Below are 14,347 nucleotides of genomic sequence, written 5' to 3' on the forward strand. Positions count from 1 at the left end.
ATGAAAAAGATAATAATTTCAATTTGTTTGTTTTTTAGTTTGAGTAGTATTTATGCTCAAGATCCTATTTTCACTCAATATTTTATGATTCCGGAGAGTTTCAACTCCTCTTTTGCTGGTGCTAAAGAAGGTCCGAAAGCAGGGATAATTCATCGAACTCAGTGGCCAAGGCTTAATTTTAGTATCAATACTCAATTTGCATATGTAGATAATTGGTTCGAAGATCTTAATAGTGGAATAGGTATTAGTGTTTTAAATCATAAGGAAACAACTACCCGTTATAATTTTACTCAAGTTAATTTAAATTATGCTTTAAAATTTCAAATTAATGACAACTGGTTTTTTAGACCTAGTTTATCACTAGGTTATGGAAATAAATCTTTTGGATTCCAAGATTTGTTATTGGGAGATCAAATTAATATTAGTAATGGTGTAATCAACTCAACAAGTATTGATCCAATTTTATTAAATGAAAAAATGAATTTCTTTGATATTAGTACTTCACTTTTATTAAACAATGAACGGTCATGGGTTGGTTTAACCCTTAAGCATTTGAACAGACCTAATATTTCAATGGCTTTTAATGATAATAACAACTTAGATATGTTTTTATCAATACATTCTTCCATCGAGTTTCCTTTAAATACGAATTTTGGACGAATGGGTAATGAAGATAGTTTATATTTATTAACTAATTTCATGCACCAGGGAGAATATAATAGATTTGATATTGGACCTCAATATGTAAACGGTCATCTTTCATTTGGTTTATTAGCTGCTACAAATCCCATTAGAACAAATCCAAACAGTCATTTTTTAACCTCCTTGAATGCTTTTGTAGGTTTGAAATATGAAGGCTTTAAGTTTGGTTATTCTTATGATTTTAGTACAAGTCAAATCGGAAGAACTGGTGGAGTTTATGAAATTTCAATTTCTTATGAATTTGATAAAAATGAGAATTGCTTTGGTTGCCCAAATTATTATTAACATCTATTAATCGCTAAAGATTATGAAATTATTTAGAATTGTATATTTAATATTATTGTTTTTTTCAAGTCATTTGATACAAAGTCAAACCTCTTCTTGTACAAATTCTGATTTTGAATTAGGAAATTTTAACGGTTGGAGTGGTCAAACAGGTACTTGTTGCCCAATTTCAACAACTCCATCGGCAATTATAACCGGAAGACATACTATTATGACCGGTACAGGGACTGATCCTAACACTTGTAATAACGTAACTTTAGTTGCTCCTGGTGGAACCTACTCTGCACGATTAGGAAATTCTTCTGTAGGAAGACAAGCTGAAAAGTTAACCTATACAATTCCTGTGGTAGATGCTTCTAATGCTTTATTTATATATAAATATGCCGTTGTACTTCAAGATCCATCGCATACAGCGGTTGATCAACCAAGATTTGAACTTAAAATATTAAATGCTAGTGGTCAAGTTATTGATCCGGTTTGTGGTTACTATTTAGTTGTTGCCGATGATAATATTCCTGGGTTTCAAAATTGTGGTGGTGTTGTTTATAAAAATTGGACAACAGTTGGAATTGATTTAACTCCCTATATTGGACAACAAATTAGTTTGGTTTTCGCCACGGGAGATTGCGATTTAGGAGGTCATTATGGATATGCCTATTTAGATGCCTATTGTACAGCTTTAAGAATTAATACCAATTTTTGTGCTGGTTCTTCTGTTGTAACTCTTACAGCTCCGATTGGATTTACCTATTTATGGAGTAATGGAGCCACTTCACAGAGTATTACAATTACCAACCCAGTTATTGGTCAAACCATAAGTTGTCAATTAACTTCAGTAACGGGTTGTAGGGTCAGTTTAACATCAGTTTTACAACCAGCACCTCCAATACCTGATTTTAATTTAACACAGCAAAACAATTGTGCTAGTGGAGCTAATTTTACAAATTTATCCACTACTTCACCTGGTACCGATTTAACTTCTATTTCATTTTTGTGGAATTTTGGGGATGGACAAACTTCAACTTCCGTTTCACCAACTCATGTTTATGCAAATCCAGGAACCTATGATGTAACTTTAACAGTTACAAATTCAATAGGTTGTGTAGATTCAATTACTAAGCAAGTAACGGTTGTAGCACCGCCAACAGCTAACATAAACTATCCAATTGACTTGTTCTGTAATTCAAATAATAGTTTGCAACAGGTTCAAATATCCGGAACTGGGAGTTATCAAGGAGGGACCTATTCATCTGTTCCTTCAGGTATTGTAGTAAATCCAAATAATGGTGAATTTTCTCCACTCAACGCTCCATCGGGAAGCTATAACATTAATTATTTAATTCCAGCTTTTCAAGGATGTCCCGCTAGAAATGTCAGTTTTCCAATTGTAATTCAAAGACAACCCGTGGCGGGAATTGATAATTCAATTACAATTTGTGACTCCAATACAACTCCAATTCAATTGTCTTCAATTTTAACAAATGAAGAGTCTGGAGGAACATGGACTCGATTAACGGGTTCTGGCGGGGTGTTTAATTCTAATGGAACTTATACAACTGCAAATGCTGCCACAACTAGTACCTTTTTATATACTGTAACAGCAGTTTCTCCATGTGTGAATGTAACTAATGTAGCCACAGTGGTTGTAAATCCTCGATCTAATGCTGGTCTAGATGGGTCATTGACCAGGTGTGATAGTAATTTTGCGCCAATTAATTTAGCTACTGTAATTTCAAATCAACAGCCATCTGGATCGTGGACAAGAGTTTCAGGAAATGGCGGAACTTTCAACGCTGGTGCAGGAACTTTTTCACCTGCTTTAGGAGCAACATCTAGTATTTTTAAGTATACTGTAACCGGATTAGTGGGTTGTAGTGACGATGAAAGTTTAGCCACAATTACCTTAAATCGACAACCGCAGTTAGGATTAAACGGGAGTTTAGCTATTTGTGAAGATTTTGGGTCAGTAATTAATTTAAATACAGTAATTTCAAATCAAGAAACCGGTGGTATTTGGAGTCAATCATCCGGTTCTGGAGGTATTTTTAATGCAGGTTCAGGATTGTATACACCTGCTTTTGGAGCAAGTACAAGTATTTTTAATTATAGTATTTCTGCTATTTCTCCTTGTGTACCAATTACAAATACTGCAACAATTAACATTACAGCATTACCTGCAACTCCAACAGGAAATTCAACTCAAGAATTTTGTTTTACTGCAATATTATCAGATTTAACTGTAAATAGTAATGGAAATACTGTTCAATGGTTTACCCAAGCTTCTGGTGGAACTCCACTTCCATTTACAACAGTTTTACAAAATCAAACAACCTATTATGCTGAGGCTATTATTAATGGATGTCCTAGCTTAACAAGATTACCTGTTTTGGTTAAAATTAACGAATGCGATGTAACGGTTTATAACTTTGTTTCAGTAGACAATGATGGATTGAATGAAGTATTCATGATTGATGGAATTACATTCTATCCTGAAAATAATGTACAAATTTTTAATAGATGGGGTATTTTGGTTTACGAGATAAATAGTTATAATAATGGTGATAAATCTTTCAAAGGAAGGTCAGAAGGGAGAGTAACAGTGGAAGTAAATTCTAATCTTCCAGAGGGAACTTATTATTATGTGATTAAATATACTAAGCCAAGAAGTGGTATTAGAATGGAAAAAACAGGTTATTTGTATTTAACTTATTAATTGGAAATTAAATGAATATAAAATTTACTTTTTTAGGTTTTTTAATATTGTGTGTAAATTCAATTTATTCGCAGCAAGAGGCACAATATTCTCAGTATATGTACAATACAATTTCTGTAAACCCTGCCTATGCGGGCTCTAGAGATGTATTAAGTGTTTTGGCTTTGCACCGATCTCAATGGGTTGGATTTGATGGAGCACCTACAACAAGCACTTTTTCAATAAATACTCCAATTCCAGAAACAAATTTAGGTCTTGGAATATCAGCAATTTCAGACAGAATTGGGCCAACTGAACAAAGTACTTTTTCGGGTGATATTTCTTATACCATTCGATTAAATGAAAAGACCAACTTATCATTTGGAGTTAAAGGAACTGCTAGTTTTTTTAGTTTTGACCAATATAAAGTTACGCCGTTTCAAGCAAATGATCCAAAATGGAGAAGTGTAAGTACTAGATTGTCTCCTAATTTTGGATTAGGAACCTTTCTACATTCTGAGCAATATTACCTTGGAGTATCTATTCCAAATATCATGGAATCTAATTTTTATAACGACAATGATATCGCAATCAATTCACAAAGAATGAATTATTATATAATTGGCGGTTATGTTTTTGATGTTACCAATTCCATTAAATTTAAACCTGCTGTAGTTTCTAAAATTGTAACTGGTGCGCCTGTGCAATTAGACCTTTCCGGTAATGCTATGTTCATGAACAAATTCGTTTTAGGAGCTGCATATAGATGGGATGCTGCCGTAAGTGGATTGGCTGGATTTCAAGTCAATGACGCTTTATTTATAGGTTATAGCTATGATTTTGATACAACTTCTTTGTCCAGATATAATTTTGGTTCCCATGAGGTTTTTATCCGCTATGAGTTTGTTTATAAAAAGGATAAATTAGTTTCACCACGATTTTTTTAATCTAGATAATTATGAAAAATATATTTTACTCGTTACTATTTAGTTTTGCTATTGGTGCTTTTGCTCAAAATACTAAAATCATCAAGGGAGATAAGCTAAACCAGAAATTAGCTTATATCGATGCAATAAAAACCTATGAAAAAATTGTTAAAAAAGGTTTTGTGAATCCCGAAATATGTGAGAAAATAGGGGATGCCTATTATTTTAATGCCAATTATAAAATTGCTGCAGAATGGTACCAAAAAGCATTTTCTTTATCTACCGATTTGAATCCTGAGTACTATTATCGATATGCATTAACCTTGAAATCAATAGGTCAAATCGAAGAATCCGATAAGTACATGGTGAAATATATTTCTTTAGTTCCTGAGCAAAATCGTGCTCAAATTTTAAAAAAAGAAAACAATTATAAAGAATTTATTAAACAAAATTCTGATCGATTTGAACTAAAAACACTATCAATAAATTCTCCTAATTCCGATTTTGGGGGTTCATTCTTTAAAGATCAATTAGTGTTTTCTACGTCTAGAGAATCAAAAAGTATTTATAAAAGAACTCATTCTTGGACAGGATTACCATTCACTTCTTTATATTCAGGAGTAATTACCTCTGATGGATTGGTTTCTGATGCTAAAAAGTTTGCAAAAGCCATCGATTCGAAATTTAATGAATCAACACCCGTTTTTACAAAAGATGGCAATACCGTTTATTTCACAAGAAATAATTTTATTAAAGGTAAAAAAGGGCAAAATTCAGAAGGAACGGTTTTTTTGAAAATTTACCGAGCTCAAAAAAATCAAAAACAAGAATGGGATAATATTACTGAACTTCCATTTAATTCAGATGATTTTCAAGTCGCACATCCTGCCTTAAGTCCAGATGAAAAAACATTGTATTTTGCTTCTGATCGTCCTGGAACATTAGGAAAATCTGACATTTATAAAGTTGAAATCCAAGCAAATGGAAATTTTGGCGAACCCGAAAATTTAGGAAAAAGTATCAATACTGAGGGTAGAGAAACATTTCCTTTTATTTCTGAATCTGGGATTTTATATTTTGCTTCAGACGGAAGACCTGGTTTAGGAGGTCTTGATATTTTCCAAGTCGATATTAATAAAATTGATAAAAGAAATTCTGTTTTGAATATTGGTGCTCCCATAAATGGACCGATGGATGATTTTTCATTTTGTATTAACGAAACTACAAATCGTGGTTTTTTTACTTCAAATAGAGAAGGTGGGGAAGGAAACGATGATATTTATGGCTTTACGCAAATCAAACCGATTGTGTATCCATGCGAACAACAATTAGCCGGGAATGTTACAGACAAACAAACTAATGAAATTCTTCCAGGTTCAGAAGTTAGTTTGTTCTCAAAAGACAATAAGGTTATTAGTACTCAAGTTTCAAATGATAAAGGGGAATTTAATTTTGGATATGTAGATTGTAATTCTTCTTTCTTTATTAGAGCATCAAAAAAAGACTATTCTACAGATGAAAAAGACATTCAAATACCAAATTATACTGGTGAAACTAAAACAACTTTAGCGATAGAGAAAACACAAATACCTATTGTTCCAGGTACCGATTTGTCAAAAGTTTTTCATATAAAAGAAATTTATTTCGATCTTGACAAATACAATATCCGTAAAGATGCCGCTATTGAATTGGCCAAAATTTTAGAGGTTTTATTGGAATATCCTACAATGAAAATTGCAATTAATTCGCATACAGATAGTCGTCAAACTCAAGCTTACAATATTGTGTTATCAAATAATCGAGCTAAATCAACAAGAAAATGGTTGATTAAGCAAGGTATTTCTGCAGATAGATTAACTGCAAATGGTTACGGCGAAACTAAATTAGTTAACAATTGTTCTGATGGAGTTGACTGCACAGAAGAGCAACACCAAGCCAATAGAAGAAGTGAATTCATAGTAATTTCATTATAAAAAAAACGCCCTACTAAATAGGGCGTTTTTTATAACATTTTATTTTTTCATTGGAATATTCTCCAATATTTCTAGTACAAATTTCCAGAATTTTTGAGCCGATTTAATACTTGCCCTTTCATCTGGTGAGTGAGCTCCATGTATTGTTGGACCAAATGAAATCATGTCCATGTCGGGATAATTAGTCCCTAAAATTCCACATTCTAAACCTGCATGACAAGCTACTACTTTTGGTTTTTCGTTGTTTTGTTTTTCATATATAGATACTAAAACATCAAGAATTTCCGAATTTACATTAGGAGTCCATCCTGGATAAGAACCTGATAAAGTTACTTCGCAACCACACAATTCAAATACTGAACGTAAGGAATTAGCTAAATCAAACTTAGAAGTTTCTACAGAAGAGCGGGTTAAACAACCAATTGTAATTTCACCTTCTTTAATGATTACTCGAGCCACATTATTTGAAGTTTCAACCAAATCCTCCATATCAGCGCTCATTCTATAAACACCATTATGAGCTGCATAAATCGAACGAATAATACCTTCTTGAACTCCTAAATCCATTACTTTACTAGGTAATTCCGATTTTGTAATTTCAATAACTAAGTTGGGTTCGGTAGTTTTATATTCATTTTTGATATCATTGATGATTTCTTGCATGTCAAAAACGTAAGCCTCATCATACATTTGAGCTACAATAATTTTTGCAACGCTTTCTCTAGGAATTGCATTTCTCAAACTTCCACCATTGATTTCAGCAATTTGAAGTCCAAAATTCTCAAAACCATCAAACAATAAACGGTTCATGATTTTATTTGCATTCCCTAAGCCTTTGTGAATATCCATTCCGGAGTGACCGCCATTAAGCCCTTTCACCGTAATTGTATATCCAACAGATCCTTCAGGAGTTTCCTCTTCGTTGTATTTTCTGGTAGCAGTAACATCTATTCCTCCAGCACATCCTATATCAATTTCATCGTCTTCTTCCGTATCCATATTTAACAGGATTTCACCATTTAAAACACCACCTTTTAGGTTCAAAGCGCCTGTCATACCAGTTTCTTCATCAATTGTAAATAAGGCTTCAATTGCAGGATGTTGCATTGTTGTACTTTCTAATACGGCCATAATCATCGCAACACCTAATCCATTATCTGCACCTAATGTTGTTCCTCGAGCTCGTACCCAATCGCCATCTACATACATTTCTATTCCTTGTGTGTCAAAGTCAAATACAGTTTCAGAGTTTTTTTGGTGAACCATATCCAAATGCCCTTGTAGAACTACTGTTTTTCTATTTTCCATTCCTGGAGTGGCTGGTTTTCTGATGATTACATTTCGAATTTCATCTTCAAAAGTTTCTAAACCTAAATTATTTCCGAAATTTTTTATGAATTCAATTACACGTTCTTCTTTTTTTGAAGGTCTTGGAACTGCATTTAAATCGGCAAATTTATTCCAAAGTGCTTTCGGTTCTAGATTTCTAATTTCTTGACTCATCGCTATATTTTTAGTTTCTTAGATTTATTTTTCAAAGTTACAAAGACGAAAGATAGTTTTATAATAAAAAACAAAAATTTTAAAATTAATAATTCATCAAAATTTGTTACTTTAACAATCTATTTTCAAGTAATGCAGAAAAAATATTATCTTCCTTTAGGGTTACTGATTCAAATTGTATTTGTACAATTAATTTCCTTTTTTCCGGAAATTATTGAAGGTTTCTATAGCAACGGATTCTATTATTATATTTCAAGTTTTTCAAGGATAATTTTTGGGTATTTACCTTTTTCTGTTGGAGATTTATCTTATTTATTAGCCATATTTTTTTTAATTTTTGGTTATTATAAAAATCGCAAAACTATTAAATTATCATGGAAAGATAGATTGCTTAAAATTGTAAGCTACTTTTCTGTATTTTATTTCTTTTTTAATATACTTTGGGGTTTGAATTATTATCGTGTTCCTTTATTTGAAAAATTGAAAATTGAAAAAGAGTATTCCAATGACGATTTATTAAAATTCACCCAAATATTAATTGCAAAAACCAATGCTATTCATTCTCAAATTACCAAAAACGACTCTATAAAAGTTGTTTTTCCCTATTCTCAGGAGCAAGTTTTTGAAATGAATTTAAAGGGTTATAACTGGCTTTCAAATAAAATTCCGTCATTTAAATACAATCATCCGAGTATTAAAAAATCACTATTTAGTCTGCCTTTAAGTTATATGGGTTTTAGTGGCTATTTAAATCCTTTTACAAATGAAGCTCAGGTTAATGATAAAATTCCAATGTATAATTTTCCTACAACCGTAACTCACGAAATGGCGCACCAGTTGGGTTATGCCTCTGAAAGCGAAGCTAATTTCATCGGTTTTTTAGCTTCTATTAATAATGAAAATAGCTATTTTCAATATTCTGGTTACAGCCACGCTTTACATTATTGTCTTAGTAATTGGAGATATAGAGATGAAGTCCAATTTAAAAAATTACTAAAAACAGTTCATCCAGGAATAATAAAAAACTATAAAGAGAGTGAAGATTTTTGGGACAATTACGAATCATTTGTGGAAACAGGATTTCACCTATTTTACGATCGCTTTCTTAAATTGAACCAGCAAAAAGACGGAATTGATGGCTACAGCAGGTTCGTCGATTTATTGGTAAACTATTATAAAAATAAGAATTTATAGGTTTTAAGCCAATATATTAATTCTCAATTTCTTCAGCTGGTGCTACTTTTAAAAAAGAAGGATGTTGCTCTATTGCAAATTCTACTTTTTCAACAATCTGCTCGATCGTATCGTTGTCATAATCAATTTCCAATGGTTTTTTTATAACAAATGATTGTTGAATTCCTTTCTTTTTTAAAAGCAATCCTTTCTTATCAAAAGAGCGTCTAAAACCATCAATTACAATTGGAACTACAATTGGTCGGTGTTGTTTTATGATGTGGGCCGTTCCTTTTCTAACTGGTTTAAATGATTTTGTGGTTCCTTGTGGGAAAGTAATTACCCATCCGTCTTCCAAAGCTATTCTAATATTTTCAGTGTCATTCGGGTTAATATCTCGTTTTTCAGTAACGTCTTTACCTTGAGATCGCCATGTTCTTTCAACAGTTATTGCCCCTGCATAAGCCAAAATTTTAGGTAATAATCCAGCATGCATGGTTTCTTTTGCCGCTACATAATAAATATTTAGTTTAGGATTCCACAAGTACCCTACATTCTTAATTGAATTACCACGACCAGATAAACTCGCGTTAAATACATGAAACATTGCAACCACATCAGCAAAATAAGTTTGATGATTGGATATAAACAGCACATTAGTTTCTGGTAAAGTTTTGATTATTTCTGATCCCTCAATTTGTAAATGGTTGAATCCACGGTATCTTTTATGAGTGATACCACCGAAAATTCGAATTAACCATTTTTTAATAAATAGTATATGTCCAAAAGGGTTTCTTTTAAATAAAACCATATTTTATTATCAATTAGGAAGGCTAATTTACAAATTAATTTTTAAATGAACTTTTTAATACTTCTTTCAATTCGCTCATCATCATTGCGGTAGCTCCCCAAACATAATGTTCGTTAATTTTAAATGTTGGAACCTCTATATTATTGCCATAGGAGGTGTCCATAATTTTATTTACAATTGTTTTGTCATCCAAAAAATCGAGTAACGGAAATTCTATTATACCTGCAACTTCTTCTTCTTGCTCCATAAATTCCAATTCAGAATAACTAATCCCTAAAAATGGTGCAACAATAAAATTACTCGGTGGAATGAAAACCTCTGTAAATGTCTTAATTACTTTAATGTTATCAGGATGAATTCCAATTTCTTCATGTGTTTCTCTTAAAGCGGTATGTGCTAATGATTCATCTTCAATTTCGACTTTTCCACCCGGAAAACCTATTTGAGCTGAGTGAACTCCGGGATAGGTATTTCTAACAATTAAAGCCAAATGGGATTTATCATTTTTGGGATATATCAACATCATTACGGCAGCTTTTCTGGGATTATTGGAAGTTGTATTGATTTTTTCTACTTCTAAAATACGTTCAATAGGCACCATTTTTAAGTGCGCTTCTTCAGCAAGTAGTTTTTCTTGCTTTATTTTTGGAACATATTTTAAAAATTCTGAAAAATCCATATTGATGTTCTACTTTTGCAGCTAATTAGTTATAAATGTAGATTATTAAATCGAATTTTACAACTATTTGAAAATCAACACAAAAATAAATCATTAGTAGTAAATGTATAGTAAAGAAGAAAATCAACGATTAAAAAGAGAGTTTTGGGTTTCATTTGCAAATAAATATCCTCGTAAATGGATTTTATACAATACCAAAATAAAAGATTTTTCTTTTAAATTTTACGTTGAAAATACTAAAGCACAAGTACAAATAGATATTGAAAGTCGCAATGATATCAAGAGAATTCAATATTTTGAAAAACTAGAATCATTAAAAAGTATACTAGAAGAAGAGTTTATTTCTGACTTAGTATTCGAGAAAAATTTTAGTCTAGAAAATGGTAAAGTAATAAGCAGAATTTGGGTTGAAAAATTGAATGTTAGTGTAAGCAATCCAAAATATTGGGATGAAATTTTTGATTTCTTTTTTGAAAAAATGAATGCTTTAGAACTAATTTACCTCGAATACGATGAATATATAAAAGACATAGAATAAAAAAAGCCCCAGATATGGGGCTTTTTTTATTTACTTAAATACATTTTTCTTCTCGAATACAACTCATAGAATTGATCGTCTTTTAAATCATCGATGAATAATATGCTCTCACCTGTCGACTTCATTTCAGGACCTAGTGCTTTATTTACTCCATGGAATTTACTGAATGAGAATACAGGTTGCTTTATTGCATATCCTTTTAACTGCGGATTGAATTTAAAATCGGTTACTTTATTATGACCTAACATTACTTTAGTTGCATAATTCACATAAGGTTCGCCATAGGCTTTTGCAATAAATGGTACCGTTCTCGACGCTCTAGGATTGGCCTCAATAATATAAACGGTATCGTCTTTTATAGCAAATTGTATGTTTATCAAACCAACGGTTCTCAGCGCCAAAGCAATTTTTTTAGTATGGTCTTTAATTTGTTGCATAACAAATTCCCCAAGATTAAATGGAGGTAAAGTGGCATTACTATCACCAGAATGTACTCCGCATGGCTCAATATGTTCCATTATTCCAATGATATATACATTTTCACCGTCGCAAATTGCATCTGCTTCAGCTTCAATTGCGCCGTCTAAATAATGGTCTAAAAGCAGCTTATTTCCTGGTATAGATTTTAATAAATCGATTACATGTTCCTCTAATTCTTGTTTGTTGATTACAATTTTCATTCCTTGTCCACCCAATACGTAGGATGGTCTTACTAAAAGTGGGAAGTCTAAAACATCAGCCAATTGTGAAGCTTCATCTGCCGTTTCTGCAATTCCAAATTTTGGGAAAGGAATTTGTAATTGAGTTAATAGTTCAGAAAAACGACCTCTATCTTCAGCTAAATCCAAGGCGTCGAAACTTGTTCCAATAATTTTGATTCCGTGTTTAGATAGCTTTTCAGCTAATTTCAGCGCTGTTTGACCACCTAATTGAACGATTACTCCTTCTGGTTTTTCATGTTGAATGATGTCATAAATGTGTTCCCAGAATACTGGTTCAAAATACAATTTATTGGCTGTATCAAAATCGGTTGAAACAGTTTCTGGATTACAATTAATCATTATCGTCTCATAGCCACATTCTGCTGCAGCTAAAACTCCGTGAACACAAGAATAATCAAATTCAATTCCTTGACCAATTCTATTTGGCCCTGAGCCTAAAACAACTATTTTTTTCTTATCGGTTACAATACTTTCATTGTCTACATATTTTGTACCATTGGCAGTTTCAATTTCTGCTTCAAAAGTAGAGTAGTAGTAAGGTGTTTTTGCTTTAAATTCCGCAGCACAAGTATCCACCAATTTGTATACTCTTTTTACATTTTTCTCTTCACGTAACTTGTAAACTTGACTTTCTAAACAACCCATCATGTGAGCAATTTGGCGGTCTGCAAAACCTTTTTGTTTGGCTTCTAATAATAATTCTTTTGGTAAAGTGTCTACTGTAAAATTGGAAATTTCTTTTTGTAAAGTAAATAACTCTTCATATTGTTTCAAAAACCACATGTCAATTTTTGTAATTTCATGAATTCTGCTCAACGGAATTCCCATTGCAATAGCATCATAAATTACAAATACTCGATCCCAACTTGCATAAGTTAGTTTCTCAATAATTTGTTCGTAGTTTTTATATCCTTTTCCATCGGCGCCAAGCCCATTTCTTTTTATTTCTAATGATTGAGTTGCTTTGTGTAAAGCTTCTTGGAAAGACCGTCCAATTCCCATTACTTCACCCACTGATTTCATTTGTAGTCCCAAAGTTCTGTCGGCACCTTCAAATTTGTCGAAATTCCAACGTGGTATTTTTACAATTACGTAATCTAATGTTGGTTCGAATAATGCAGAAGTAGATTTTGTAATTTGATTTTGTAACTCATCTAAATTGTATCCTAAAGCCAATTTTGAAGCGATTTTCGCGATCGGATAACCTGTTGCTTTTGAAGCTAAAGCTGAGGATCTTGACACACGTGGGTTGATTTCAATAGCAACAATATCTTCTTTTTCATCAGGTGAAACCGCAAATTGTACGTTACATCCTCCAGCAAAATTTCCGATGCTTCTCATCATCAAAATGGCCATATCTCGCATTTTCTGGAAAGTAGTATCCGATAAAGTCATCGCAGGAGCAACCGTAATACTATCTCCAGTATGAATACCCATTGGGTCCATATTTTCTATAGAACAGATGATTACAACATTATCATTTTTATCACGTAATAATTCTAATTCGTATTCTTTCCAACCAATTAAAGCCTTGTCAATTAAGACTTCGTGAATTGGTGAGGCTTCCAAACCTCTTGTCAATAATTCATCAAATTCTTCTTTATGGTGTACAAATGCAGCGCCTGTTCCACCCAAGGTAAATGAAGGTCTGATTACCAATGGAAATCCGAATTCCTGAGCGATTTCTTTACCTTTTAAGAAAGAAGTTGCTGTTTTAGCAGGGGCAGTAGGAACATTAATTTTAGCTAATAATTGTTTGAATTGCTCACGATCTTCAGTAATATTGATCGCATTAATATCTACACCTATTAATTGCACACCAAAGTCCTCCCAAATCCCTTTTTCATCAGCCTCCAAACATAAATTTAAAGCCGTTTGTCCTCCCATTGTTGGTAAAACAGCATCAATTTGTGGATGTTCTTTTAGAATTTCAATGATCGATTTTGTAGTTAATGGTTTTAAATAAATATGATCGGCCATTGAAGGGTCAGTCATAATGGTTGCTGGATTTGAATTGATCAAAATTACTTCAATTCCTTCTTCACGAATGGAACGAGCAGATTGTGATCCTGCATAATCAAATTCGCAGGCTTGCCCAATAACGATTGGTCCTGAGCCTATAATTAAAATCGATTTTATTGAATTGTCTTTTGGCATTTGTAGTTGTGTATTGTGTAGTTAGTTTTATTTTTTTATTGCCTTAATTTATTTTTAGTTTAAAGATATAAAAAAAGGCGATACTAATAACAGTAACGCCTTTATATATGTTTAAATAAACATTATTTTTTGTGTCTTGGTTCAGATGAAACAGTCAACTTATGTCTTCCTTTAGCTCTTCTACGA

The 14,347-nt window shown here is 32.3% G+C and carries 10 protein-coding genes; 6 read left to right on the top strand and 4 right to left on the bottom strand.

Features of this window, described 5'->3' with window-relative positions; genetic code table 11:
* Genes AC9UFV_RS08965 through AC9UFV_RS08980 form a run of 4 tightly spaced genes read left to right on the top strand, consistent with a single transcriptional unit; the run spans position 1 to position 6,578 of the window.
* Entirely contained in the window at positions 1-987 is a 987-nt protein-coding gene (locus AC9UFV_RS08965; protein WP_509574989.1) for a PorP/SprF family type IX secretion system membrane protein, read from the top strand.
* 22 nt (positions 988-1,009) lie between these two features.
* Positions 1,010-3,700: a T9SS type B sorting domain-containing protein gene (locus tag AC9UFV_RS08970; RefSeq protein ID WP_509574991.1), complete on the top strand. Its 2,691-nt coding sequence runs from the start codon at positions 1,010-1,012 to the stop codon at positions 3,698-3,700.
* A gap of 11 nt (positions 3,701-3,711) precedes the next feature.
* Positions 3,712-4,626, top strand: coding sequence for a PorP/SprF family type IX secretion system membrane protein (locus tag AC9UFV_RS08975; RefSeq protein ID WP_509574993.1), 915 nt, complete (start codon positions 3,712-3,714; stop codon positions 4,624-4,626).
* Between the two features lie 11 nt (positions 4,627-4,637).
* Positions 4,638-6,578: an OmpA family protein gene (locus tag AC9UFV_RS08980; protein ID WP_509574995.1), complete on the top strand. Its 1,941-nt coding sequence runs from the start codon at positions 4,638-4,640 to the stop codon at positions 6,576-6,578.
* A 39-nt stretch (positions 6,579-6,617) separates the two neighbouring features.
* On the opposite strand, the gene AC9UFV_RS08985 is transcribed toward AC9UFV_RS08980, so the two are convergent.
* A complete protein-coding gene (locus AC9UFV_RS08985; RefSeq protein WP_509574997.1) occupies positions 6,618-8,081 on the bottom strand; it encodes an aminoacyl-histidine dipeptidase in 1,464 nt (487 codons plus the stop codon).
* Positions 8,082-8,213: 132 nt separating this feature from the next.
* Here AC9UFV_RS08985 and AC9UFV_RS08990 point away from each other — a divergent pair, with 132 nt between their 5' ends.
* Positions 8,214-9,275 carry a DUF3810 domain-containing protein gene (locus tag AC9UFV_RS08990; protein WP_509574999.1) on the top strand — a complete coding sequence of 354 codons (1,062 nt, stop codon included), beginning with the start codon at positions 8,214-8,216 and terminating at the stop codon, positions 9,273-9,275.
* 16 nt (positions 9,276-9,291) lie between these two features.
* On the opposite strand, the gene AC9UFV_RS08995 is transcribed toward AC9UFV_RS08990, so the two are convergent.
* Entirely contained in the window at positions 9,292-10,065 is a 774-nt protein-coding gene (locus AC9UFV_RS08995; protein ID WP_509575001.1) for a lysophospholipid acyltransferase family protein, read from the bottom strand.
* A gap of 34 nt (positions 10,066-10,099) precedes the next feature.
* Positions 10,100-10,744: an NUDIX hydrolase gene (locus AC9UFV_RS09000; protein ID WP_509575003.1), complete on the bottom strand. Its 645-nt coding sequence runs from the start codon at positions 10,742-10,744 to the stop codon at positions 10,100-10,102.
* Positions 10,745-10,847: 103 nt separating this feature from the next.
* On the opposite strand from AC9UFV_RS09000, the gene AC9UFV_RS09005 reads away from it, so the two are divergent.
* Entirely contained in the window at positions 10,848-11,282 is a 435-nt protein-coding gene (locus AC9UFV_RS09005; RefSeq protein WP_509575005.1) for a DUF4268 domain-containing protein, read from the top strand.
* 26 nt (positions 11,283-11,308) lie between these two features.
* On the opposite strand, the gene carB is transcribed toward AC9UFV_RS09005, so the two are convergent.
* Complete coding sequence (gene carB / locus AC9UFV_RS09010) at positions 11,309-14,161, bottom strand: carbamoyl-phosphate synthase large subunit (RefSeq protein ID WP_509575007.1); 2,853 nt, start codon at positions 14,159-14,161, stop codon at positions 11,309-11,311.
* Positions 14,162-14,347 lie beyond the last annotated feature (186 nt).

Origin of the sequence: Flavobacterium sp. (genome assembly GCF_044349645.1) — a bacterium.
Lineage (GTDB): Bacteria > Bacteroidota > Bacteroidia > Flavobacteriales > Flavobacteriaceae > Flavobacterium.